The 25,947-nt window shown below is 39.0% G+C and carries 24 protein-coding genes; 16 read left to right on the top strand and 8 right to left on the bottom strand.

Going from position 1 to position 25,947, the window contains the following annotated elements:
- The first annotated feature begins 1 nt into the window (after window position 1).
- A complete protein-coding gene (locus tag ASE92_RS07300) occupies window positions 2-1,357 on the top strand; it encodes a RagB/SusD family nutrient uptake outer membrane protein (RefSeq protein ID WP_056849465.1) in 1,356 nt (451 codons plus the stop codon).
- Between the two features lie 36 nt (window positions 1,358-1,393).
- Here the strand turns inward: ASE92_RS07300 and ASE92_RS07305 are convergent, their stop codons facing one another.
- The 4 genes from ASE92_RS07305 to ASE92_RS07320 form a co-directional block, all read right to left on the bottom strand.
- Complete coding sequence (locus tag ASE92_RS07305) at window positions 1,394-1,726, bottom strand: hypothetical protein (protein ID WP_056849466.1); 333 nt, start codon at window positions 1,724-1,726, stop codon at window positions 1,394-1,396.
- Window positions 1,727-1,826: 100 nt separating this feature from the next.
- The gene (locus ASE92_RS07310; protein WP_157255680.1) at window positions 1,827-2,255 is read right to left on the bottom strand and encodes a MauE/DoxX family redox-associated membrane protein; all 429 of its coding nucleotides are present in this window, start codon (window positions 2,253-2,255) and stop codon (window positions 1,827-1,829) included.
- A gap of 137 nt (window positions 2,256-2,392) precedes the next feature.
- The gene (locus ASE92_RS07315) at window positions 2,393-2,971 is read right to left on the bottom strand and encodes a Crp/Fnr family transcriptional regulator (protein ID WP_056849468.1); all 579 of its coding nucleotides are present in this window, start codon (window positions 2,969-2,971) and stop codon (window positions 2,393-2,395) included.
- A 122-nt stretch (window positions 2,972-3,093) separates the two neighbouring features.
- Window positions 3,094-3,474: a hypothetical protein gene (locus ASE92_RS07320; RefSeq protein ID WP_056849469.1), complete on the bottom strand. Its 381-nt coding sequence runs from the start codon at window positions 3,472-3,474 to the stop codon at window positions 3,094-3,096.
- Between the two features lie 210 nt (window positions 3,475-3,684).
- Here ASE92_RS07320 and ASE92_RS07325 point away from each other — a divergent pair, with 210 nt between their 5' ends.
- A complete protein-coding gene (locus tag ASE92_RS07325; RefSeq protein WP_056849470.1) occupies window positions 3,685-4,518 on the top strand; it encodes a LytTR family transcriptional regulator DNA-binding domain-containing protein in 834 nt (277 codons plus the stop codon).
- A gap of 282 nt (window positions 4,519-4,800) precedes the next feature.
- Here the strand turns inward: ASE92_RS07325 and ASE92_RS21120 are convergent, their stop codons facing one another.
- Both ASE92_RS21120 and ASE92_RS07335 read right to left on the bottom strand, forming a co-directional pair.
- On the bottom strand, window positions 4,801-5,037 hold the full coding sequence (locus ASE92_RS21120; RefSeq protein ID WP_157255681.1) for a hypothetical protein: 237 nt from the start codon (window positions 5,035-5,037) through the stop codon (window positions 4,801-4,803).
- Window positions 5,038-5,865: 828 nt separating this feature from the next.
- A complete protein-coding gene (locus ASE92_RS07335) occupies window positions 5,866-6,444 on the bottom strand; it encodes a phosphoribosylglycinamide formyltransferase (protein ID WP_056849472.1) in 579 nt (192 codons plus the stop codon).
- A gap of 243 nt (window positions 6,445-6,687) precedes the next feature.
- On the opposite strand from ASE92_RS07335, the gene rpsT reads away from it, so the two are divergent.
- The 7 genes from rpsT to ASE92_RS21125 all read left to right on the top strand — a co-directional run bounded on the left by rpsT (window position 6,688) and on the right by ASE92_RS21125 (window position 14,306).
- Window positions 6,688-6,942 (top strand): 30S ribosomal protein S20, encoded by a 255-nt coding sequence (gene rpsT / locus ASE92_RS07340; protein WP_010603296.1) that lies wholly within the window; start codon window positions 6,688-6,690, stop codon window positions 6,940-6,942.
- Between the two features lie 75 nt (window positions 6,943-7,017).
- A complete protein-coding gene (gene radC / locus ASE92_RS07345) occupies window positions 7,018-7,716 on the top strand; it encodes a DNA repair protein RadC (protein ID WP_056849473.1) in 699 nt (232 codons plus the stop codon).
- 3,197 nt (window positions 7,717-10,913) lie between these two features.
- Window positions 10,914-11,750: an endonuclease/exonuclease/phosphatase family protein gene (locus tag ASE92_RS07355; protein WP_056849475.1), complete on the top strand. Its 837-nt coding sequence runs from the start codon at window positions 10,914-10,916 to the stop codon at window positions 11,748-11,750.
- Window positions 11,751-11,760: 10 nt separating this feature from the next.
- Window positions 11,761-12,531, top strand: a complete 771-nt coding sequence (locus ASE92_RS07360) for a prolipoprotein diacylglyceryl transferase (RefSeq protein WP_056849476.1) — start codon at window positions 11,761-11,763, stop codon at window positions 12,529-12,531.
- On the top strand, window positions 12,524-13,918 hold the full coding sequence (locus ASE92_RS07365) for a radical SAM protein (RefSeq protein WP_056849477.1): 1,395 nt from the start codon (window positions 12,524-12,526) through the stop codon (window positions 13,916-13,918). Before ASE92_RS07360 ends, ASE92_RS07365 begins: the two co-directional genes overlap by 8 nt.
- Window position 13,919: 1 nt before the next feature.
- Window positions 13,920-14,108, top strand: coding sequence for a hypothetical protein (locus ASE92_RS07370; RefSeq protein ID WP_056849478.1), 189 nt, complete (start codon window positions 13,920-13,922; stop codon window positions 14,106-14,108).
- A 3-nt stretch (window positions 14,109-14,111) separates the two neighbouring features.
- Window positions 14,112-14,306 (top strand): hypothetical protein, encoded by a 195-nt coding sequence (locus ASE92_RS21125; protein WP_157255682.1) that lies wholly within the window; start codon window positions 14,112-14,114, stop codon window positions 14,304-14,306.
- Between the two features lie 7 nt (window positions 14,307-14,313).
- Here ASE92_RS21125 and ASE92_RS07375 read toward each other — a convergent pair whose 3' ends face one another.
- Both ASE92_RS07375 and ASE92_RS07380 read right to left on the bottom strand, forming a co-directional pair.
- Window positions 14,314-14,646, bottom strand: a complete 333-nt coding sequence (locus ASE92_RS07375; protein WP_056849479.1) for a DUF86 domain-containing protein — start codon at window positions 14,644-14,646, stop codon at window positions 14,314-14,316.
- Window positions 14,633-14,944 carry a nucleotidyltransferase family protein gene (locus ASE92_RS07380; protein ID WP_056849480.1) on the bottom strand — a complete coding sequence of 104 codons (312 nt, stop codon included), beginning with the start codon at window positions 14,942-14,944 and terminating at the stop codon, window positions 14,633-14,635. The genes ASE92_RS07375 and ASE92_RS07380 overlap by 14 nt, the downstream gene beginning before the upstream one ends.
- A 164-nt stretch (window positions 14,945-15,108) precedes the next feature.
- Between ASE92_RS07380 and pheT the strand changes: the two genes are divergently transcribed.
- From pheT to ASE92_RS07415, 7 genes are all read left to right on the top strand, one after another.
- A complete protein-coding gene (pheT, locus tag ASE92_RS07385) occupies window positions 15,109-17,508 on the top strand; it encodes a phenylalanine--tRNA ligase subunit beta (protein ID WP_056849481.1) in 2,400 nt (799 codons plus the stop codon).
- A gap of 31 nt (window positions 17,509-17,539) precedes the next feature.
- Window positions 17,540-17,830: a hypothetical protein gene (locus ASE92_RS07390; protein ID WP_056849482.1), complete on the top strand. Its 291-nt coding sequence runs from the start codon at window positions 17,540-17,542 to the stop codon at window positions 17,828-17,830.
- 33 nt (window positions 17,831-17,863) lie between these two features.
- Window positions 17,864-18,154 carry a cell division protein ZapA gene (locus tag ASE92_RS07395; protein ID WP_056849483.1) on the top strand — a complete coding sequence of 97 codons (291 nt, stop codon included), beginning with the start codon at window positions 17,864-17,866 and terminating at the stop codon, window positions 18,152-18,154.
- Window positions 18,155-18,450: 296 nt separating this feature from the next.
- Window positions 18,451-20,022 carry a ribonuclease Y gene (rny, locus tag ASE92_RS07400; RefSeq protein WP_056849484.1) on the top strand — a complete coding sequence of 524 codons (1,572 nt, stop codon included), beginning with the start codon at window positions 18,451-18,453 and terminating at the stop codon, window positions 20,020-20,022.
- A 956-nt stretch (window positions 20,023-20,978) separates the two neighbouring features.
- Window positions 20,979-21,494, top strand: a complete 516-nt coding sequence (locus ASE92_RS07405; RefSeq protein ID WP_056849485.1) for a DUF962 domain-containing protein — start codon at window positions 20,979-20,981, stop codon at window positions 21,492-21,494.
- Between the two features lie 150 nt (window positions 21,495-21,644).
- Window positions 21,645-24,401, top strand: a complete 2,757-nt coding sequence (locus tag ASE92_RS07410) for a TonB-dependent receptor (RefSeq protein WP_056849486.1) — start codon at window positions 21,645-21,647, stop codon at window positions 24,399-24,401.
- An 85-nt stretch (window positions 24,402-24,486) separates the two neighbouring features.
- Entirely contained in the window at window positions 24,487-25,941 is a 1,455-nt protein-coding gene (locus ASE92_RS07415; RefSeq protein ID WP_056849487.1) for a hypothetical protein, read from the top strand.
- Window positions 25,942-25,947: the final 6 nt, after the last annotated feature.

Consider the following 25,947-nt stretch of genomic DNA (forward strand, 5'->3'; position numbering starts at 1 on the left):
TATGAAAAGAAGATATATATATGTTATGCTATTGTTGGGTATTGCTTTATTTATTTCAGGATGTGCGAAATACCTGGAAGAGAAACCCAACAAGCGGATCTCTACACCAGATCAGCTGAGTGATTTGCAAGGTATAATCAATAACTATTTTGCTATGAATGCCCAGTATCCTTCGCTTGGAGAGATTGGTGCAGACAATTATTATTTGACGGATGCGGGTTGGGCTTCATCGACAGAAAAGCAGCGAAACTTTTATCTCTGGCAAAAGTTTGAAGATACCGCTGTGGAGTGGAATTTTTCGTATAAGGTGATATTTAATGCTAATCTGGTATTAGAGACTTTATCAACGCTTGAACTTAGCGCTGGGCAGCAAGCGGAGGCGCGAATTTTAAAGGGACAGGCTTTGTTTCTGCGGGCTTATTATCATTTGGCTTTGGCTCAATTGTTTGCTCCAGCGTTTCAGCTGCGAGGGTCAAATGAGGGAGCTGGTATCCCTTTACGATTGAGTAGTGATGTTGAGGAGCCTAGTGTACGAAGTAGTATAAAGGAAAATTATCAGCAAATATTTAAAGACGTGAATGAGGCAGTAAAGTATCTTCCTGAAAAGAGTGTAGGGAAGTACCTTGCAAATCAAACTGCAGGGTATGCATTGTTATCCAGATTGTATTTGCTGACTGGAAGCTATAGCCAGGCTGCCATGTATGCAGATTCCTGTTTGCAACAAAATAGTGTACTGATTAATTATAATACGTTAAGTACCACGGCAGCAGCTCCATTCGCCCAGTTTAATGCGGAGGTTTTGTACGATTGCCGCACGGCGGTACCGGCAATATTGGCGCAGACCCGAGCTAAAATGGACCCAGGATTATATGATGCTTATGGAACAAATGATTTGAGGAAGATCCTATTTTTTAAAAGAAATACTGATGGAAGTTATGCCTTCAAGGGCAATTATACTGGATTAAGTACTGCGGTGATGTTTAGTGGTTTAGCTGTTGATGAGGTATTGTTAAACAGGGCGGAGTGCTACGTTAGGTTAGGCCGTTTGGTGGAGGCTGCAATAGATTTAAATACTTTGTTAGCTAAACGGTATAAAACGGGCACTTTTACACCAATTACGTTTATAGATGGTGAAAATGCATTGAAAACTGTATTAGTTGAACGAAGAAAAGAATTACTTTTTAGAAATTTAAGATGGAGTGATTTGAGAAGGCTTAATCAGGATGCAGTTAGCGCAGTTACTCTAAACAGAACAATAAACAGTAAAGTTTATACCTTGATACCAGGCGATGCCAGATATGTGTTGCCGATTGACAGAACGGTGATTTTGCTTAGTGGGATGCAGCAGAATCCATAGGTTAAAAGCGGCGGTTTTCTTACCGCCGCTTTTATTTTAATTACGCATTTTGATTTCAGCAAGAGTTGCTACATCAGCTTGCTCAGATGACCAAAGTTCTGCTTTTACATTGTCAAACTCATCTGCATCAGGCTGTGATGAAGGACCATTGTCTGTATCTAAGGATACGCCGCAAACGTGTGCCCCAAGGCCACAGTTATCTACAGCGCGTTCGTAGTTTGCAGGGTTTTCAATTTGCGCCTGCGTATAAGTGGTTAGCTTATACTTGTAGAAATAGGTGCTGCGGTTTGAAGCGTTTTCTGTTGTTGTAAACGCACTTGCTGCAAATGCGATTGCGATGGCCGCCAGGCCGAAAATGTAATTTTTCATGTAATTTAAAATTTAGTTTAGGATTTAGAAGGCTATTTAATTCGCCTCCGGTAATTAGGTTGTTTTGTGTTTCCATTGCTGAACCCTGTTCACGCCGGTTTTAGTTACTTAAGTTCCTGACCTCCTTTCTTTGAAAGATGAATATGCCCCAAACAGAAAGTGCCAGAAAGAATAGATTAAATAGGAGGTGGGTTTTTAATGATAAAGTGCCCAGGATGCCGCCACAACTGCAAGGTATTGTGCCAAGAAAATCTAATAAACCTAAAGCGATATAGGTTGTAAAGCTTAACATGGTAAATGCTGACAGCCATAAACCCCACTTTAGCAATGGAGGAAACAAGCTGGGGGCGATGAGGATTTCGAAGGGTGGGAGAAGATATGGCAGAAGCATAGCCCAACTATGTGGAATGGGTTGTACATGCATTTCGCCAACAAACTTTTCGAAAGCCATCCATTTTGATATTGCTGCATAGGAAAACATCAACTGGATGGGTGTACAAATTAATAACAATGCATGTTGTTTGCTCATTTTAGTTTCTGTTTGATATAGGCAAGTTAGTTTGGTATTGGTGAGTTGTAAACATTTAACAGGCAGTATGTTGACGGTATTTTTTTATATTTGATGCCAAAGTGGGTGCTTACCTGTTTTTCTGCCATTAGCTTTTATTATTTGATTGCCCGAATATGATTTAAGGTATTAAGTGACATGCCCAGGAAAGAGGCGACATCTTTGAGGTTGACCATATCCAGAATGGTGGGTTGATTTTCGAGAATGAACTGATAGCGTTGCCTGGCGTTGGCGTGTTTAACCAATTGTAGGTGACTCGCTAACTTTTTGATTAATTCTTCCAGAATTGATTGCCCAACGTTAATAAATTCTGGGAAGAGCTGACGTAAATATTTCACATGTACTAGGGAAAGGCTGATTACCGTTGTGGTTTGATTAAGTATAATCGAAGTTTCGGACTTGTAATTTGTAGCAATGCCTTCCAAAGGGAGAATAATCTGTTGCGGGAGCCAAAACCAGAGAATGTTTTCGCTTTGTGTTTTAGCGTTGAAGTAGCTGACCCTCGCTGATCCGTTAATCAGAAAATAGATTTCTTTTGGGAGATGGCCTACATTTAGCAATGTATGGTTTTTACTGTATTTATTTTCCCGAAGTGATGTGATTAAGAATTCTTCCAGATCGGTGGAGATAGGGTATGATTGGTGGATATGGTTGATGAAATTTTGTATTGCAGTCATTTGTTTAAGGTTTACTTGCTAAAATTGGGCAAGCGAGCCTTGCCCAAATGATTTGGGACTTAGGAATTGGAAATATGATGGCACCTTCAATCTAATTCTTATAAATAGGGATGATTTACAGATTAGTAACCGATCTGAATGACTAATTCGCCTTCGGCTTCAAATTCATCATCATCGGAGGCCAGGACCCGAACCTGGCTGGCTGTTTTGATGTATTTACTGTCGTAAGAATTAATCGGCTTTACATCTGGTTTGATTAATGAGACCTTTAGCCTCCCCTGAATAGCGATAGCAGTTTGCGACGACAATTGTTCTAGCGCAGCTGCCGGGAGTGATTTCAGGTGATCAATTTGCTGTGTACTGAGCTCAAAATGTTCACTCATCCAACGTGGAAAGTTTGCTGTAATTTCATTTGATTGCATTTGCAGTTCATGATTGGATAGTTGGTACAATCTGTTTTGAAGACTATCAAAGCCTGGCTGCGATAAAGGTAATTTTTCCATGATTAACTTGTTAAGGTGATATATGCTTCGTGCATATTTCCAGCAAACCTATCGTTGAAAAGTGCTTTTGAAGCAGGTTTAGGCGGATTTATTGATGGGTGATATAAAAAATGAGGATGAGCGATAAACTGCCTTTTGTTGTGTTTTATTTAGCGTTAAATATTTAAATTAGATCATTCTGTTTTATTTACTTATCTAAGTTAAATTCTCATGTTCATAGCGAAGTTCTTCCGCAGAAATGCGGGTATTTATCCTCGTTTTAAAATCAGGATCGTTTGCGCCAGCTTTACAGGTATTTTTCTCGTTTTTTTTGGTGAGGACGATCTGTTGGATATGTTGCATAATTATGGATTTTACCTTTCTTGTATAGGAAGTATTATAATTGCGATTTTGATGAGTGAATTCATTACCCAAGTAAGCTATTATTTTGACTTGCGCTATCCCTGGAGAATGGCGATAAAGAAGCGGCTATTAATTCAAGGGATACTCGTATTCTTATCCATCTGTCTGGCTGTGATGCTTGCAACTTTTTATTTTATGGTTAGAGATACGTCTATCCTGGTTGCTAATTATTTTAAATATGATTTTACGGTCGTTATTTTTCTAGTTGCACTTGTTCATGCTTATTATCTGATTTTAAATCTATTGAAACTAAAAAATAGCCCTTTACGCAGAAACTTAGCCAATAATAAGCCAGCCCCGATTCCTATTACCGGCCCGGAGGCACCTGCGGTTATATTTAGTGATGGCAAATCTAATTTTGTGCTAAAGTTTGGAGGTGAAAAGGTGCAGTGGGATAAAACCCTGGAGCTGACGATAAATGAATTGCCTAATGAGCATTACTTTTTGATAAGCAGATCGGAGATTGTTCATCGTGCTGCTATCAGTCATTATGAAAATCATAGTTCGAACATTTTGCAGCTTAAGTTGTGCTTAGAATTTAAAGAAAGAGCACTGATGGTTGCACAGCGGAGATCAAAAGATTTTAAAGAATGGTTTGAGCGTGTAGGCGATTTGAAGGGAAGGCCTGATGAAGGTGATTGACGATTGCCTAAGCCTACTGTAAGCTTCATTTTATGCACTATTTAACCAACTACAGACGAAATTGCCAAAAGAGACAAATCTTTCTCAGTTTTTCCTCTTGTAAAGATCAAAACTATTTAGGTTTTAAGCCATATAGGCATATAGAACATATAGTTTTTCTCCTGCCCATCATCTCCTATGTCGGATGAGCAGGGTGGCTATAGCAATTAGGTGACATCCTTTTACGAGCCTTTCTCTTTAAGGAGAAAGGTGCCGATAGGCGGATATAGGTTTTTTCTCCTTCTATAATTTGCTATGCCGGATAGCAGGGTGCGATAAATCTTGCCGATAGGAGGATTGGAGTTTGAAGTGATCGCTGTAGTAGCTAATTGGGTTTGAAGTATTATCCTTGTAGAAACTACGGGTTTTCCTTACTTCAGGCTTTGTGATATCGCCGTTCCGGTAAGTGGCAGGTAAAAGAAAATACAAAAATGGATGTGTGTGGGGAAGGGCATTGATTTTATTTGCCCGATTTTTCATCGGGCCAGCCCGTGTTTTTGTATTTCTTAAGGGCAGGCCTGAGGCGAAAAGCCACCTGACCCGGAACAGAAAGGCTTTGCTTCCTTTGGCCTTCTCAAAGGAAGATGCCTGCCAGCATAGAGGCAAAAAAATGTTTTTATTTTAGCTTACCGTCCCTGAAGGCCTGTCTATGAAGCTCGCTTATTGCTTTTCTCATTTGAGGGAATTGGTTAAGCGGAGTAGTTTCGGCAGGTGAGGACACCAGCCGATAAGGAAATCATTTCAGGAGGCTGGTTCAGCGGTTAGTTTCGGCAGGTGGGGGCAACAGCCGATAAGGGAAGGAAAGCTTTGGGGCGATATGATAAGGTGGATTAAATAGTGTTATGTTATTGCTTTTCTCATTTTAAGGAAATTGGTTAAGCGGATTAGCTTCGGCGGGTGAGGACACCAGCCGATAAGTTAATGGTTTGAGCGTGTAGGCGATTTGAAGGGAAGGCCTGATGAAGGTGATTGACGATTGCCTAAGCCTACTGTAAGCTTCATTTTCTGCACTATTTAACCAAGTACAGACGAAATTGCCAAAAGAGACAAATCTTTCTCAGTTTTTCCTCTTGTAAAGATCAAAACTATTTAGGTTTTAAGCCATATAGGCATATAGAACATATAGTTTTTCTCCTGCCCATCATCTCCTATGTCGGATGAGCAGGGTGGCTATAGCAATTAGGTGAAATCCTTTTACGAGCCTTTCTCATTAAGGAGAAAGGTGCCGATAGGCGGATAGAGGTTTTTTCTCCCGAAGGTAAATCTGGACAGGCTCTTCCATCAGCTCCTATGCCGGATAGGCCTTGGCTATTTCTTTATTTTTTTTACCAGACTTTCAACAACCTTTGGATAATGTAGATGCTCCAACTGTTGCCCCTTAAATTTGATCATTTCCAGGTTGTCTCCTTTGTCTATTTTATATCTGGCCTGATAGATATATTCTCCTTCATCATAGTTTTCATCTACATAATGAATCGTGATGCCGCCTTCAGTTTCGCCGGCAGCCATCACTGCGTTGTGTACATGGTCGCCGTACATTCCTTTTCCTCCGAACTTCGGTAAAATTGCAGGATGGATGTTGATGACTCTTCCAGGGTAAGCGGCTATTAAATTTTGAGGAATTAACCAAAGGAAACCTGCCAGAACAATGAAATCGATGTCTAAGTTCTTCAGTAAATCGATCACTTGTTCCGTTTTGTAGAACTCGTGCTTATCGAAAATGTGGGACGGAATTTCAAAGTTATCTGCTCTCTGGAGTACGTAAGCATCAGCGTTGTTCGTTAATACCAAAGAAATTTCGATGTCGTTACTGCGTTTAAAATGCTCCATTAGCTTTTGGGCGTTAGAGCCTGAGCCGGATGCGAAAATGGCTATTCGTTTTTTCACTCAAAAATCGTTTTCACCAAAAATAGTATTTTTAAGCAGGTTTTCTCAATAGAAGTTAATTTTTATTAAGCCGGGTTAAAGTGTTATTAATGAATAAATTTAATGTATTTTTGCTGTTGGAAAATGTGTTGCAATTTATGTGGATAAAAAAGTTAAATTGTTTTGTAATTTAAAAACATAAACTCTATATTTGCAACCCGAATTATAGGAAACGATTAAGAAAAAATAAAAGGCTAAATAGAAATGGCAAATCATAAATCTTCATTAAAAAGAATTAGAGCAAACGCTACAAAACGTTTACGTAACAGATATCAGGCAAAAACTACCCGTACTTTCATCAAGAGATTACGTGCTGCAGAAGATAAAAAATCTGCTTCAGATTTATTGCCTAAAGTGATCTCTATGTTAGATCGTTTAGCTAAAAAGAACATCATCCACAAAAACAAAGCAGCTAACAACAAATCGAAATTAACGAAATTCGTTAACGGTTTAGCATAAGCTAAGTTTTTTTACGATATTAGTAAAAGGCATCCCAACCAAAAGTTGGGATGCCTTTTTTTTGCGTAAAAAATTATGGACGAATACGATCAAAAGTTAGGAATCAAATTATGGGCTGAAGAAGATCGGCCAAGAGAGAAACTTTTACAGCATGGCCGCAGGCATTTAACCGATGCCGAACTGATCGCAATTTTAATTGGATCGGGCAACAGAAATGAAACAGCTGTAGATTTAAGCAAACGAATTTTAGCCTTCTACGATAACAATCTGACCAAACTTGGAAAGGCATCTATCCAGGATCTTTCGAAGTTTAAAGGCATAGGGGAGGCGAAAGCAATTTCGATAGTGGCCGCTTTGGAACTTGGTTTGCGAAGAAAGGAAACACAGCAAGAGCAGCTTACCCAGATTACCGCATCCAGCGATGTTCATAAATACCTTCACCACACCTTTGCTGATCTTAACCATGAAGAATTTTGGATTTTATTGCTAAACAGATCCAATCACATTATTGGCAAACATTTAATTAGCAAAGGGGGGCAAGCTGGAACGGTGGCCGACCCAAAGATTATTTTTAAAGTAGCGATTGAAAATAATGCTGCCTATATCGTTCTGGCGCATAATCATCCGTCGGGAAATTTAAAACCTAGTGAAAGCGATAATAAACTTACCAGAGATGTTGTCGCATCTGGAGCTATGCTGGGACTGTATGTGGTTGATCACTTGATTTTCGCGAACGATTATTATTATAGTTATAAAGATGAGGATTTGATTTAGGGTTTTTCCATCAGCTGCTATGCCGAACTACTCGACCCCAAATCCGTCATCCTCGCGTATGCAGGGATCTTTTGAAAGTTTCAGCCTAAAGTGTGTGTCATCCTGAGCGCAGTTGAAGGATCTCTTTCGCCTCATCGGCGGCGGCCTTTTTCTTTTGGCTTGGCCCAAAAGAAACAAAAGCCCAAGGCTTGCCCTCGGCTGCAAATTTCCTTGACTACTGGTTTTGAATGCTTGTGCTCGTTTTCCACTGCTTTCTGCTTCCAAAATTGGCTATGCCAGATAGCAGGGCGGCTATAGCGAGCGTTTATTTTAGGGCGGCGTCATCTCGACCGTAGTAGAGAGATCTTTAAAGCTAGATTAATCTAACCGGTATGTCATCCTGAGCGCAGTCGAAGGATCTCTTTCGCCTCATCGGCGGCGGCCTTTTTCTTTTGGCTTGGCCCAAAAGAAACAAAACCGAGCCCTTCAGCGAGCTCATTAATACCTTTAAAAAACATATAAACTATTAATAACGTCAAGGCTTCCCGATGAATCGGGACATGTGCATCTGATGTCGGCTATCCTCGTCGAAACTTTGATTGCGGCAACGCAAGTATTCCGACGAAGGGTCGGAACAGAACGCGTTGCCTTGTACCTGATAATTGAAAGTTAGTGCACAAGTTTCAACGGTCTATTCCCGAAGATAAATCGGGACAGGCTCTTCCATCATCTCCTATGCCGGAAAGCAGGGCGGCTATAGCGAGCGCTTATTTTAGAGCGTCGTCATCCTCGCGTATGCGGGGATCTTAAAGCAAAGGCCTTTTTCTTTTGTCTTGATACAAAAGAAACAAAACATCAAGGCTTGGATCTGATGTCGGCTATCCTCGTCGAAACTTTCATTGCGGCAACGCAAGTATTCCGACGAAGGGTCGGAACAGAACGCGTTGCCTTGTGCCTGATAATTGAAAGTTAGTGCACAAGTTTCAACGGTCTAACCTTCCATCATCTCCTATGCCGGATAGCAGGGCAGCTATAGCGATGTAGCAAAATTCTTTTACGAGCCTTTCTCTTTAAGGAGAAAGGTGCCGATAGGCGGATAGAGGTTTTTCTCTTCCATCATCTCCTATGCCGGAAAGCAGGGCGGCTATAGCGAGCGCTTATTTTAGAGCGTCGTCATCCTCGCGTATGCGGGGATCTTAAAGCAAAGTGAAGGGCTTCGTAATAACATCAAGGCTTGGATCTGATGTTGGGTAAATTCGTCAAAGCTTTTATTGTGGCATCACAAGCTGCGATGAAGAATCGCAGAATACGCGATGCCTTGGTTGGTTGTTTTTGAAAGTTAGTGCACAAGTTTCAACGGTCTATCATTCCATCATCTCCTATGCCGGAGAGGAAGGAGCAGAAAAACCATTACAAACCCCTTTCCACAACACCTTACGCCATTGCGAAGGAGTATTTCACGACTGCGGCAATCTGCTCGTTTACGCGAAGTTTCCATCCAGCACTTTAAGCTTAAACTATCAGATGCGAACACTTGTTATTACAGCGCTATTTTCCACCTAACAAGGCCAACGCAGAAAATCTCCGTTAACCTTAAATCCGGCCTAACAAATTCTTGGGGATGCACGGTACATGCCTAAGCAAAAACTTCAAAACAAGAATTTTAAGCCGGTGTTTTTTGTTGCTTTTTGACATCAAAAAGCAAAGAGCCCGTCCGGCCAGGACAAATAAAGCCTAACCTCCCATGCGCCATAGATTTAAAATCCTAAACACACTCAACCAATCAGTCATCCTGAGCGCAGTTGAAGGATCTCTTTCGCCTCATCGGCGGCGGCCTTTTTCTTTTGGCTTGGCCCAAAAGAAACAAAAGCCCAAGGCTTGCCCYGGCTCTTTTCCTTTTCGGCTGCAAATTTCCTTGACTACTGGTTTTTGAATGCTTGTGCTCGTTTTCCACTGCTTTCTGCTTCCAAAATTGGCTATGCCGGATTGCAGGGCAGCTATAGCGAGCGCCTATTTTAGGGCGGCGTCATCTCGACCGTAGTAGAGAGATCTTTAAAGCTAGATTAATCTAACTAGTATGTCATCCTGAGCGTCGTCGAAGGATCTTTTCAGTTGTTCTTTTCGCCTCATCGGCGGCAGCCTTTTTCTTTTGTCTTGATACAAAAGAAACAAAACCGAGCCCTTCAGCGAGCTCATTAATACCTTTAAAAACAATATAAATAATAACATCAAGGCTTGGATCTGATGTTGGGTAAATTCGTCAAAGCTTTTATTGTGGCATCACAAGCTGCGATGAAGAATCGCAGAATACGCGATGCCTTGGTTTGTTGTTTTTGAAAGTTGCTGCAAAGCTTTAACGTTTTCCCCTTCCATCATCTCCTATGCCGGATAGCAGGGCGGCTATAGCGAGCGCCTTATTTTAAGGCATCGTCTCTCGACCGTAGCGGAGAACGTTTTCCCCTTCCATCATCTCCTATGCCGGATAGCAGGGCGGCTATAGCGAGCGCCTTATTTTAAGGCATCGTCTCTCGACCGTAGCGGAGAGATCTTTTAAGCGATTCTTAATCAAATCATAATGTCATCCTGAGCGTAGTCGAAGGATCTCTTTCGCCTCATCGGCGGCGGCCTTTTTCTTTTGGCTTGGCCCAAAAGAAACAAAAGCCCAAGGCTTGCCCCTTTTGTTTGCATAAAGCTAAGCGGAAAACTATTAGCGGTAATTTGAGGCCAGCCCTGGCTCTTTTCCTTTTCGGCTGCAAATTTCCTTGACTACTGGTTTTTGAATGCTTGTGCTCGTTTTTCACTGCTTTCTGCTTCCAAAATTGGCTATGCCGGATTGCAGGGCGGCTATAGCGATTTAGCAACATTCTTTTACGAGCCTTTCTCTTTCAGGAGAAAGGTGCCGCTAGGCGGATAGAGTTTTTTCTCCCATCCGCTCCTGTGCATGATAGCAGAGCGGCTACAGCGAGCGAACTATTTTAGGGCGGCGTCATCTCGACCGTAGCGGAGAGATCTTTTAAAGTAGTAGAAAGTTACAGCGAGGTTCAAGGCTTCTCTGCTTTGTTGCACCCTACTTGAGAGGATGCCCTGGTGATGTTTTGTGTTTAAGAAGATGAATGCATCGATTAATCTCAGCCAGTATATTTATAACAATTTGACTACTTAAAACTGAATTAACACTAAATTAGTAATATTGGCAAATTGAAAAAATAACCCATCTTATGAAATTCTTTAAAACCTTATTCTGTTTAATACTTATTTCTGTTGTAACCTTTGCCCAAAAGAAAGGAGCGCCAATTAACATTATTACTTATAACATTCGTTTAAATGTAGCATCAGACGGCGTAAATGCCTGGCCTAACCGTAAGGAAAATGTGAAAGCGCTGGTAAAATTCCATGATGCTGATATCCTTTGCGTACAAGAGGCTTTGCCTGAACAATTTGATGCCTTACTTGAAAACTCCAATTTCGACGTAGTGGGTGTGGGGCGTGAGGATGGAAAACGCAAGGGCGAATTTTCTGCGGTATATTATGATAAAGATCGCTTTACCAAAAAAGATGGAGGAACTTTCTGGCTTTCAGAAACGCCAGATGTGCCATCGAAAGGTTGGGATGCCGCATTAAACCGGGTATGTAGCTGGGTGAGGCTTTACGATAGAATCAACAAAAAAGAATTTTTGGTATTTAATACCCATTACGATCACATTGGTGTGAAGGCGAGAATTGAATCTGCCAAGCTTTTAAAACGGAAAATACAGGAAATTGCACCTACTTTGCCGGTTGTTTTTACAGGCGATTTAAATGTAACTCCAGAAACCGAAGCTATTGCCACTATAAAATCTTTTTTAACTGATGCAAAAGAAGTAAGTATAGAGCCTGCGTATGGTCCGAATGGAACGTTCAACGCTTTTGATTTTAACAGCGATTTAAAAAATAGAATCGACTATATCTTTGTCAACAAAGGTTTCAAAGTTCAAAAATTCGCTGTACTGTCTGACAGTAAAGATAAAAGATATCCATCTGATCATTTACCAGTGTTTGCTAGATTGTGGTTCTAACTGAAAGCTATTGAAATCCAACTCGCCCTTTCCATTTCAGTTCGAACTTTTTGGTGATCAATACCATTATCATTACTTGTTTGAAACCCTGGCCTTCATTGTAGGTGTTCGTGTATATTATTATTTAAAGAAGGGAATTGTTGATCCCATTTCTGATGAGAACAGATTATGGATCATGCTTGGGGCGATGTTGGGTGCTTTGATCGGCTCGAGGGTGGTAGCGGTTTTAGAAACTCCGGCGATATTGGGACAGCTCAATTTTTCCATTCTTTACCAAAGTAAAACTATTATTGGTGGCTTGCTTGGAGGTTTGTTCGGGGTAGAACTTATTAAAAAAATCATCGGCGTTCATATTGCTTCGGGAGACATTTATGTTGTGCCGATTATTATCGCATTATTTATCGGTAGAATCGGTTGTTTTTCAATGGGAATAGATGAGCCCACTTTTGGTGTCGCTACCCATTTATTTACCGGAATGGATTTGGGGGATGGCATAAAGCGACACCCCATTATGCTCTATGAAATGTTCTATTTGATAGTGCTTTTATTCTTCTTTAACGCATTAAAAAGCAAGAATCTGATCAATGGAGATCGTTTTAAACTATTCATGGTGCTCTATTTTTTATTTAGATTTCTCATCGAATTTATCAAGCCGTATCAATCATTATTTCTAAATTTAAGCAGCATTCATTGGTCTGCTTTGCTGATTTTTGCTTATTATTATAAATTCATCGTCAGAATATCAAAATCAGCTTTTACTAAAAACGTTCAACATGGCTAACACCAGGGATTATATTTATTACGATTATACCAAGAGTCTTTGTCCGGAATGCCTGATGCTTTGCGATGCAAAAATTGTTTTTCAGGACGCGAAAGTTTTCATGCTTAAAAATTGCAAAACACATGGCGATAGTAAAGTAATGATTGCTGATGATGTAGAGTACTACAAGCAAATCAGAAATTACAACAAACAATCAGAAATGCCACTGAAGTTTAATACGAAGGTGCATTATGGTTGTCCGTACGATTGCGGCTTATGTACCGATCACGAGCAGCATTCCTGTTTAACGGTTCTCGAAGTAACCGATCGTTGTAACCTGGCCTGCCCGACTTGTTACGCCATGTCATCGCCACATTATGGCCGTCACCGTACACTGGAAGAAATTGAAAGAATGATGGATGTGGTGGTTGCAAATGAAGGAGAGCCAGATGTAGTTCAGCTTTCTGGCGGCGAACCTACCGTGCATCCGGAGTTTTTTAAAATATTGGATCTGGCCAAAACCAAACCCATTAAACATTTAATGGTAAATACCAATGGGATCAGGATAGCTAAAGATATTTCCTTCGTAGAGAAACTGGCTTCTTACATGCCCGATTTCGAAATCTATTTACAGTTTGATAGTTTTAGTGCGGAGGTGTTAACCAAATTAAGGGGGGAAGATTTAACTGAAGTGAGGAAAAAAGCAATAGATCATTTAAATCAGTTTAATGTATCTACAACGTTGGTGGTAACCTTACAAAACGGCCTGAACGATCACGAAATCGGAGCTATTCTGGAGTATGCACTTAAACAGCGTTGTGTTCGTGGGGTAACTTTTCAGCCTACACAAGTTGCGGGGCGGAATGACGATTACAATGACCAAAAGGGAAGAATTACCTTAACGGAGGTTCGTAGGAAAATATATGAACAGTATCCTACTTTTACCCCGCAAGATTTAATTCCGGTTCCTTGTAACCCAGATGCGCTTTGCATGGCCTATGCACTCAAAATCGGCGATGAAGTGATCCCGATGACACATTTAATCAACCCTGAGGATTTATTGAACAACTCCAAAAATACCATCGTTTTTGAGCATGACGAAAAGTTAAAGGAGCACATGTTAAATTTATTTAGTACCGGTGTTTCTGTAGATTGTGCGGAGGATACTTTTGGAGAATTGATGTGTTGTTTACCGAGGGTGAAATCGGATAATTTAAGTTACGATAATCTGTTCCGCATCATCATCATGAATTTTATGGATCCGCTTGATTTTGATGTAAGAGCTGTGAAGAAATCGTGTGTTCACATTGTAAGTGATAAATATAAAATGGTGCCTTTTGAAACGATGAACATTTTTTATCGTGATCATAAGATCGACACTATTAGGGAAAAACTAAATATGAATTGATATGATCATCATCCTCTTATTTCTTTATGGCCTCGCCATTGTCGGACTGTTTATCGGCGGGATCATCACCATCATTGTAAAATCATCTAACAACGAACCTACCAAGCTGGGTGTACAAATGTTAATCGCATCGATTATACTGGTTGTAATTGGTGGTGGCGCCTGTGCGGTGTTACTCGCTAACGGATAAGCTATGGGGCTAATTATTTTTTACTGGCTTGCGGTGGCGGTATTGTTCATCGTAGGTTTAATTCAGGTAATCATCAGATCCTCCAGAAACCAACCTGTAAAACCAGGATTAATATTGATCATTATATCGGTAATTATGATCGTGATCGGCGCCGGGGCTTGTGCCATCATTTTATCCAATTTAAGCATCGGGAGGTAGGCTAACCTCAACCAACGGAATTTGTTAACGAACGTTTGAGGTTTGGTAGCTTATTGATGATAATATCCCAAACGATATCATAATCTACTCCAAAATAATCGTGAATAAGCTTATTTCTTGTATTAATAATTTTTCTCCATTCAATTCGAGGGTATAATGCACGGAAATCGTCGTCTAATTTAGAACTAGCTTCTCCTATAATTTCTAGACTCCTGATCAAAGCTCTTGAAAGGACTGGATCCGTAATTGCACTTTCTTTACTTTTGTAGCTAGTTTGCTTAAGAATGAAATCAATTTCATCTAAAATGTGTTTGATCAACTCACGATTAGATGCTGACATATTGAGTCTGTTGTAAAATATAAGGGCCAATATGTTTACTCAATGATTGTGGTGTTACCAATTCGACTTTGCGATTTAATAAATCCTCCAGGTAGAAAGATAGCTCAATAAAATTATCAAAGCTTTTTTTGGAGGGGTCAAATTCCACAAGAAAATCGATATCGCTATCCTCAGTAATTCGATCTGTAGTAAAAGAGCCAAATACACCCAACTTTTCTACTCCGAACGACTTTATTTTCTCTGCGTTTTTCTGAAGTTGATGAAAAAGAGTTGCTTTGTTATAAACAGTAATGCTCATAAACAAATATAGTCTTAATAAATAAAATTATTAATCATTCAATGTTTTTCAATTTCTAAAACGTTTCATCTTTAAATATTATCTTTGCGTTTTATAATTCTTGAACAACTGTTTTAGCTATAGTATGTCTAAAACCTCTTGTCTGGAATCTCAAAGCTCAATAAATGAAAATATCATATAACTGGTTAAAACAATTTGTTAAAATAGATAAAACGCCGGCAGAACTTTCCTTAATCTTAACTAATGTAGGTTTAGAGGTAGAAAGTGTAGATCAGGTTCAGCCTGTTGTTGGCGGACTTGAGGGTTTGGTTATTGGCGAGGTTTTAACCTGTGTGCAACATCCTAATGCCGATCGTTTACGCATCACTACGGTAAATGTGGGTGGCAAAGAAAATCTTCAAATTGTTTGTGGTGCGCCAAATGTTGGTGCCGGGCAAAAAGTTGTGGTTGCTACTGTTGGAACAACCGTTTATCCTTTGGAAGGTGAGCCATTTAAAATTAAGGAATCAAAAATCAGGGGTGAGGTTTCTCAGGGAATGATTTGTGCAGAAGATGAAATAGGTTTAGGCAAATCTCACGATGGAATTATGATTTTGGCTGAAGATACCGAAATCGGTATTCGTGCTAAAGACCACTTCAAAATGGATGATGATTTCGTTTTCGAGATCGGGTTAACGCCAAATCGGGCAGATGCAGCCTCACATTTAGGCGTTGCGAGAGATTTAGCTGCTTATTTCAGAAGCGAATATGAAATGCCAGATCTGTCAGCGTTTAAAGTTGATAATGAAAATCTGGTTATTCCTGTTGAAGTGGAAGATGCTACTGCTTGTCCGCGTTACAGTAGCCTAACCATTTCTGGTGTTACGGTTATTGAATCTCCAGATTGGTTAAAAGATAAATTGAAAGTAATTGGTCTTCGCCCGATTAATAATGTGGTAGATATTACCAACTACGTGTTACATGGCTTAGGCCAGCCTCTACATGCTTTCGATGCCGATAAAATTGCCGGCGGAAGAGTAATTGTTAAAAAAGTTGCTGAAGGAACGCCTTTTGTAACCCTAGATGATGTAGAGCGCAAATTAAGTGTTGATGATTTGATGATTTGCAATGCCGATGCACCGATGTGCATTGCCGGTGTTTTCGGGGGCAAAACTTCAGGCGTTGATACCCAAACAAAAAACATCTTCTTAGAAAGTGCTTATTTCAATTCGGTTTCGGTACGTAAAACGGCAAAAAGACATGGCTTAAAAACTGACGCATCTTTCCGTTACGAGCGTGGTACTGATCCGGAAATTACGGTTACAGCTTTGAAATATGCGGCCTTGTTGATTAAAGAATTGGCTGGAGGCGAAATTTCATCATCAGTTTCTGATATTTATCCTAATCACATTCGTCCTTTCGAGTTTGAAGTGAGTTATAACAACATCAATAAGCTCATTGGTGCAAATATTCCGTCTGCAGAGATTAAGCATATCATTACCGCTTTAGGAATTACCGCAACCAGTACGTCTGATGATACTCTGGCTTTGAGAGTGCCATCTTTCAAAGTAGATGTAACCCGCGAATGTGATATTACCGAAGAGGTTTTACGCATTTATGGCTATAATAATATTGCTATTCCTTCAAAAGTAAATGCTTCGTTATCCTACAGCTTAAAGCCAGAGAAAGAAAACACACATAATACTGTTGCAGATTTATTAAGTGCCAACGGTTACGCTGAAATTATGTGTAATTCGCTAACAAAGTCGACTTACTCTAAAAATCTTGATGAAGCGGTTTTTATTTTAAACCCGCTAAGCAGCGATTTGAATGTAATGCGCCAAAGCATGTTAATGCCAGCGCTGGAAAGTGTGGCTCATAATCAAAACCGGAAAAATGCTGACGTTAAATTCTATGAGTTTGGTAAAACCTATCATTTAATTAACGGACAATATGTAGAGCGCCCGAGGTTGTTGTTACTAATATCTGGGGCAAAACAAAGTGAGCAATGGAACCAGAACTCCAAATCGGTAGGTTTTTATAATTTGAAGTCGGCTGTTGATGCGATTATCAACCGTTTAGGGATTTCCAGTTATCAAACGGATGTTTTAAATGATGAAAACTTCGCATATGGAATTAAATATTTCCGTGGAGATAAAACACTGGTTAGTTTTGGGGCAGCAAGCAAGGCTGATCGTAAACTTGCAGATGTGAATGCGGAGGTTTTTTACGCTGATTTTGATTGGGCAGGGATACTGGACATTGTAAGGAAGAACAAGATCATCAATAAAGAGGTTTCGAAGTATCCGCAGGTGCGAAGAGATTTATCGTTGCTGATTGACCATGCCGTAACTTTTGATACCTTAAAAGGGATTGCCTTTAAAACGGATAAAAAGTTGATTAAAGAAGTAGGTGTTTTTGATGTTTACGTGGGGGATAAATTGCCGGAAGGTAAAAAATCTTATGCGTTGAATTTCATTTTGCAGGATGAAGAGCAAACACTGACTGATAAGCAGATTGAAAATACGATGCAAAAATTAATCGCGAATTTAACCCAGCAAGCGGGTGCAGAAATTAGGAAATAAAATATAAATTCGTATTTTTAGAAATAAATTCATGACTTCTGTTGCAGATCAATTAGATAAGGTATTACAAAAAACAGCTCGATTAATTGAGTTATGTAATGCATTACAAGAAGAAAATGATTTATTAAAGCTTGAAAATCAATCGTTAAAAGTGGCGCTTGATACTTCGAAAGCCAAAAATGTAGAACTTGAAGAAAAATTAAGGGTTACTAAATTGGCCAAAAGTATTGAGGGTACAAGTGAAAAGTCGCTTGACATTAAACAAAAAATTAACGATTTTGTGCGGGAGATTGATAAAAGTATCGCATTACTTAAAAAATAAATGATGCGAAGAAATCAGAAACTAAGCTAACAAATGGGAGAAATCTCGATTAAAATAACCATTTCTGACCGTATTTACCCACTTAAGGTGAATACAGAAGAGGAAGAAATTGTGAGACGGGCAGCTAAAATGATCAATGAGCGCATAAAAGATTATCAAGATAATTATGCGGTTAGAGATAAGCAGGATCTTCTTTCTATGGCAGTTTTGCATTATGCAACCGCTGTATTAAGAACGGAAAATAAAGTGCAAAACCAGGATACTGCCGTTGCTGATAAAGTTGAAGAGTTGGATATTTTACTCAACGGTTTTTTTACAAAATAAGGTTCGTTCTTTGGCGATTTGTCACTTTGAACTTGTTTCAAAGTCTTAACAATTAAGTTCCTGGAATAAATTCAGGATGGCGTCGCTCTAATTAGCATAAAAACATAGCCGCGGCTAGTTTTTTGAGTTTCAAATTTATAAAACTTAACACTTCAATATCTATGGGGTTAAGAGGGCGTATTTCATCTGCTTTATGCACCTGAAAATGGCTTAAATCCCAATTATGCTTAGTTGAGGTTTAAAATGATGAGACTTTAAAAAAATTAGTTGCGGTTTTTTTTTACTTAAAAAACAAAATGGAGATAACGGAAATTCTAGGATACATATTTGCCTTAATAGCAGGCTTAGGTATCGGTATAGCGGTAGGCAGGTTCCTACTGCGCAACCTGTTAAAAGGGCAGGAAATTGCAGCCCAAAACAAGGTGAAAAAGATTTTAAAAGATGCAGAGAACAATGCAGAGATCTTAAAAAAGAATAAACTTTTAGAAGCAAAAGAGAAATTTTTGCAGTTAAAAGCAGAGCATGAACAAGAAGTGAATGCCAAAAATAATTCTATCAATCAGCGTGAGAATACCATGAAGCAGAAAGAGCAATCGGTAAACCAGCGCATGGAAAACTTCAACAAAAAAGAGCAGGAACTAGATAAGCAAAAAGCCAATTTAGAAAAGCAAACTGAGCTTGCAGTTAAAAAACAAGAAGAAGTTGAAGTGTTAAAAAATCAACACCTGAAACAATTAGAAACTATTGCTGGCCTTTCTGCTGAAGAAGCTAAAGCGCAATTAGTAGAGAATTTAAAGCAAGAAGCCCGCACGCAAGCGATGATGCAGGTAAAAGATATTGTTGATGAAGCCAAGTTAACCGCAAGCAAAGAAGCAAAAAAAGTGGTGATCCAGACCATTCAACGTACGGCTACAGAAGCTGCGATTGAAAATTCGGTTTCTATTTTCCATATCGAAAGTGATGAGATTAAAGGTCGAGTAATTGGTAGAGAGGGTAGAAATATCCGTGCTTTAGAGGCTGCGACTGGTATTGAAATTATTGTTGATGATACTCCTGAAGCGATCATTTTATCTGGTTTCGATCCGGTAAGAAGAGAGATTGCCCGTTTGGCTTTACACCGTTTGGTAACAGATGGTCGTATTCACCCTGCCCGTATTGAAGAAATTGTAGCGAAAACCAAAAAGCAAATCGAAGATGAAATTGTGGAGATTGGCGAACGTACGGTAATCGATTTAGGGATTCACGGTTTGCACCCTGAATTAATCAGAATGGTTGGTCGTATGCGTTACCGTTCATCTTATGGTCAAAACCTTTTACATCACTCGCGTGAGGTGGCTAATTTCTGTGCTACAATGGCCGCCGAGTTGGGCTTAAACGCAAAGATGGCTAAACGTGCTGGTTTATTACACGATATTGGTAAAGTGCCTGATGATAACCCGGAATTGCCTCACGCAATTTTAGGAATGCAACTGGCCGAAAAATATAAAGAGCATCCAGAAATTTGTAATGCAATTGGTGCCCACCACGACGAGATAGAAATGACTTCAATGATTTCTCCAATCGTTCAGGCTTGCGATGCGATTTCAGGCGCTCGTCCGGGTGCACGTAGAGAGGTAGTTGAAAGTTACATCAAACGTTTGAAAGATCTTGAAGAACTGGCATTGTCTTATCCTGGAGTAGAGAAAACTTTCGCCATCCAGGCAGGTAGAGAACTTCGTGTGATTGTAGAAAGCGAAAGAATTACGGATGCACAGGCAGAATTATTGGCTGCAGATATTTCAACCCGTATTCAGACGGAAATGACTTATCCTGGGCAGATTAAAGTTACTGTTATCCGTGAAACACGTTCGGTAGCATTTGCGAAGTAGTCGCCTATCTGTCATTGCGAGGTTTTTAAAGCCGAAGCAATCTCATTAATAAATTAAGCGATGGAATTTTTTCCATCGCTTTTTTGGTTTTTAAGGTTGACATGTGATAGGCGATTTGAACTTCTTTTCATCTGCGAAAATCACCGTGATCTGCGGGGGGGGGGTGAGCCCAATGCAATTATCTATTTAGGTATCCCGCAGATTAAAAAGATTAACGCAGATCTTTATTAAAAGATGGCTTCGCATTGTTCCAGTCTTTTCGGCTGAAAACGTAGTGGAATGGAGAAATCTTTTAAGCCTGTATTCGGGACGTGTTAATTTCAAAGATTTCTCGGCTTCGCTCGAAATGACGGCGGATGATATGGATAAATCCTATCTGCGAAAATCACCGTGATCTGCGGGGAGTTTTGAGCCCAATGCAATTATAGATTTGGGTTTCCCGCAGATTAAGAAGATTAACACAGATCTTTCTCGGTTTCGCTCGAAATGACGGCGGATGAGATGGATGAAAAAATTTCATCTGCGAAAATCACCGTGATCTGCGGGGAGTTTTRAGCCCAATGCAATTATAGATTTGGGTTTCCCGCAGATTAAGAAGATTAACACAGATCTTATTTGATGAATTGTYTTATARCRAAAATCTTTTAGATCGTCTTTTCGACTGAAACGCAGTGGAATGGAGAAATCTTTTRAGCCTGTATTCGGGACGTGTTAATTTYAAAGRTTTCTCGGYTTCGCTCGMAATGACGACGGATGAGATGGATAAAATTCCTATCTGCGAAAATCACCGTGATCTGCGGGGAGTTTTGAGCCCAATGCAATTATAGATTTGGGTTTCCCGCAGATTAAGAAGATTAACACAGATCTATGAGATGGCTTCGGTCGATGAAAATCGATTTCTAATGGACGACATGCTCACGGTACGCTTTCTCCAACATTTTTCATATTTTTACACCATGAGCAAACCAACTATCCAAATTGAACCTAAACGCCCTGTTGATGTACTTTTTGATAAGTATGCGGAAAGCCACCAAAACGCAACCAATAAACTGGTGCATTGGATTTGTGTGCCATTGATCGTTTTTAGTTTACTGGGCTTGGTTTGGCAAATTCCATTTCCACATATTGGTTTTTTAGGCAATTACAATGGCTTCTTTAATTGGGCTTCTTTTCTGTTGGCATTTAGTTTATATTACTATTTCACGCTCTCGCCTATATTGTTTTTTTTAATGATTTGGGTGGTAGGCTTGATGAGTTATATCATTGTGAAAATAGAGCAGTCTGTTGGTTTGGGGAGCGGGACAGCTTATGCGATTTATGCCGCCATATTTGTCGCTGCCTGGGTAGGTCAATTTATCGGACATAAAATTGAGGGTAAAAAACCATCTTTTTTAGATGATGTTAAGTTTCTGTTAATCGGTCCGATTTGGTTATTGCACTTCATCTGCAAGAAAACGGGTATTAGGTACTAATCTAAAAGTAGCTAACATTAAATTAACCTTTAGCTAAACAAATCTTAATTAACATCTAACATACAGCTAACATTGTGGTAATAGCTTTGCCTAAAATTAAATACAGGCAAATTGGACTTAATCACAATTTTTAAAAAGTCGGCATTAGTCATGCTGATTTCATTTCTAAGCATTGCGGCTTACGCACAAACTGGTAAAATTTCTGGAACAGTTACCGATAAAAAAACCGGTGAAACCTTGATTGGGGTAACGGTTAAAATTAAGGGTACTGCTAAAGGCGTATCGACTGATGTTGATGGTCATTACACATTGCAAGCAATGGCTTCTGGAAAATACACCTTGGAGTTTTCTTACGTTGGATATCAAACTAAAGAAGTGTCTGATGTTGATGTAAAAGGGCCTGCTGTTACTAACTTAAGTGTAACATTGGCTGAGGCTGGTGGACAGAATCTTCAAGAGGTTGTTATTAAAGCGTCTTTTAAGCAAGAGTCAATTAATACATTGTATGCTCAGCAAAAAAATAGTGCATTAATCTCTGATGGGATTTCAAGCGAGCAAATCAAAAAGTCACCAGATAGAAATACCTCTGATGTTTTAAAACGTGTTAGTGGCGCAACTATTCAAGATAATAAGTTTGTTATTGTACGGGGTTTAAGTGATCGTTATAATACGGCCACACTTGATAATTCTACTTTACCAAGTACTGAAGCTAATAGAAAAGCTTTCTCTTTTGATATTGTACCATCGAACCTGGTAGATAAAATTACGATAAGTAAAACGGCTACACCAGATTTGCCAGCAGATTTTGCAGGAGGTGCAGTACAGATTGTAACTAAAGATATTCCAGATCAAAACTTCCTGTCGTTTGGTGTTGGATATGGTTACAATTCTCAATCTACATTTAAAGATTTTTTAGGTACAAAGAAAAATGCACTTGCCTACTTAGGTTATGAAGATGGCGGGAAGCAGTTGGCCGAGAATTTCCCTACTCGTGAAGCAATCGCTGCCGGAACATTATCTAACGCTAAAAATATTGCCGCTTTAAAATCTTTTCCTACAGATAATTCTATCAAAACTACAACTGCGCTACCTACTCAAAATTATCAATTTAATTTAGGTAGAGTGAAAAACTTTGAGAATGGGAATAAGTTCGGTGCAATGATTTCTGCAACTTACAGGAATGCGCAAACGATTTACGAGAACAACGAACGTAATTTTTATATCTATAACTATAACGATAATCAATATAGGTTTTCGACCAATGTTGGGGGCTTAGCTAACTTTGCTTATAGTTTTGGAAAGAATAAAATTAGTTTCAAAAACATCTACAATAAAAATTACGACGATAATTATACTGTTCGTACAGGTATTAGAGATGCCAATACGCTTAATCAATTCTATGCATATGATATTATGCAAAAATCTCTTTACAAGGCAACTTTAGAAGGTGATCATCAAATAGGCGAAGGGAATAGTAAACTGAAATGGACGGCATCATATAGCAATATTACTAATAATCAGCCTAATCAGTTAAAGCTTAATTACCAAAAAGCTTTAGCTGCTCAAAATGATCCCTCAGTTCCCTATGAAGCAAATATCACATCTTTGGGTAAGGAAAATACGAGGTTGTTTTCTGATTTGAACGAGAATTTATATTCTGGAGAGGCTAATTACATTACACCTTTCAAATTGTTTGATGCTTCTACTACTATGAAAGTGGGGTTAGGATCACAATATCGTGAAAGAACTTTCAATGCTCGTTTTGTGGGGGCACAATTACAAACTAACGATATCGACTTACAAACTCAGATCAGATCTTTGCCAATCACTGAAATCTATTCTCAATCATTAATAGAGTCTGGTGTTTACAAGTTGGCAGAGGTTGGTGGTCCATTAGATGATTACAATGCTAATTCATTTACTAATTATGGCTATTTAATGCTTGATCAAAAATTTGGTGAAAACTTTAGAGCAGTTTATGGAGCAAGGGTTGAAAACTATAATGTGAAGTTAATGAATACGTTGAGCACTTACGTTGATGATACACAGCTTGACGTACTCCCATCTGCGAACTTAACTTACAGCCTAACTAAAAAAGCCAATTTGCGTGCCGCTTACTACCGTACATTGGCAAGACCGGAATTTAGAGAACTTTCGTTAAATTCTTATTATGACTACGAACAATTGAGTAATATTATCGGTAATCCAAATTTGAAAAGATCGATTATTGATAATTTTGATTTACGCTATGAAATTTATCCAGAAGCAGGACAGCTTTTCTCGGTATCTGCTTTCTATAAGCGTTTTACAAATGCGATTGAAACTTATCGTTATGATGTATTATCAACTGTTGATGTTGCCTTTTTCAATACGCCAAAAGCTTATGTTTATGGTTTAGAGTTTGAGGGCAGAAAGAATTTAAACTTCATTAATGATGAAGGCTTCTTTAAAAATACCACTGCTTATTTCAATTTATCAATAATTAAATCTAAGGTAACTAATCCAACAGATCAAGATTATATTGATAAAACTCGTCCAATGGTTGGTCAGTCTCCATATTTAATTAATGCAGGTTTACAGCACAGTGCTTTAGATAACAAGTTAAATTTCAATATTCTTTACAATAAAATTGGAAGAAGAATTGTACAGGCAGGTGGTATCCGTTTCCCAAGTACTTGGGAAAACCCGAGAGATGTAATCGATTTTCAAGCAAGCTACAAGGTAATTAAATCTAAAGGTGAGGTGAAGCTGAATGTTGGTGATATCTTAAACCAAAGAAACACAGTATACTTCGATTATAACGGAGATAAAAAATACAATGGAAGTGTGGGTAACGGTGGAGACGAAACTTTTAGCTCTTACAAAAGCGGTACAAATATTTCATTATCATTCAACTACTCTTTTTAGTCTTTACAATATGTTAACAGGATTTTAATCCTGAAGAAAAATTAAAAGTATCTCTTTGTAAAAAAAAACATTTAAAATAAAAAAAATGAAAAACCAATTTCTACTACTTGCTTTAGCGGTGGTTTTATTCTCAACTTCTTGCAAGAAGAATATTATTGTTGAAGGACCTGCAACTGATGTTCCGACTGGTTCGACTTCAAATGTTGTAGAAGTATCTGGAGAAATTTCAGCAAATACAACTTGGTCGGCAAGTAAGATCTATTTATTAAGAGGCTTTGTGTTTGTAAGTAACAACGCTACTTTAACTATTGAGCCTGGAACAATTATTAAAGGAGATAAAGCTTCTAAAGGAACTTTGATTATCACTCGTGGTTCAAAAATCAATGCAACTGGTACAGTTGATAAACCAATTGTATTTACTTCGGCTTTAGGAGCAGGTGCTCGTAGCCAAGGAGATTGGGGTGGAATTATCCTTTTAGGGAAAGCGCCAGTAAACCAAGGTACAGATGTTAAAATTGAAGGTGGTTTGGTTCAACCTACTGGAAAAGACGAAAAAGCATATATTTATTATGGTGGTGCTGATGCAGCTGATAACTCTGGTGTAATGAAATATGTACGTATTGAATTTGGCGGTATTGCTTATTCAGTTGATAATGAGATCAACGGGTTAACAATGGGAGGTGTTGGTAACGGTACAACTTTAGATTATGTTCAAGTTTATCGATCAGGAGATGATGCATTTGAATGGTTCGGTGGTACGGTAAATGCAAAACACTTACTGGCTATTGGTACCTGGGATGATGATTTTGATACAGATTTTGGTTACTCTGGTAATGTTCAGTTTGCGTTGGCACAACGTGTTTCAACTGTTGCCGATCAATCTCAATCTAATGGTTTCGAATCTGATAACAATGCAACAGGTACAGATCAATCACCAAAAACTTCTGCAGTATTTTCTAACGTAACTATTTTAGGCCCGATTAAAAAAGCTGGTGATTCTTATAATGCTAACTTCTACCACGGTGCTCAAATCCGTCGTAATTCTTCAATAAGTTTATTAAACTCAGTAATTTCTGGTTTCCCAATTGGAATTTACATTGATGACACTAAAGTTATAACTGCTGGTTCTACTTCAGCAAATTTCACCACAGGAAGTATGGTTATTGCTAATAACTTAATTTACGGTATAAAAAATACCGAAGTAAGTGTAAGTAATACAGCAGTAGCAGCAGCTATTGAATCCAAGTTACGTGCTGATAATACTTTTGGGTCAGCGCTTTTCGCAAGCACACTGTTTAATACTCCGTATGCTTATGGAACAGATTTCGCAGCAAGTGGATTGGCAGCGGTTGCAAACTTCACTTTGTCGGCTAACTCAGCGGCAGCAACTGGGGCATCATTTACTAATGCTAAAGTTTCTAATGCTTTCTTTGATAAGGTAGATTATAAAGGTGCTTTTGGTTCGGTAAATTGGGCTTCTGGATGGGCTGATGCTGATCCTCAAGTACTAGCTTATACTACTCCGGGCGCAGTGAAATAATTTTGA

The organism is Pedobacter sp. Leaf41 (assembly GCF_001422545.1).
Lineage (GTDB): Bacteria > Bacteroidota > Bacteroidia > Sphingobacteriales > Sphingobacteriaceae > Pedobacter.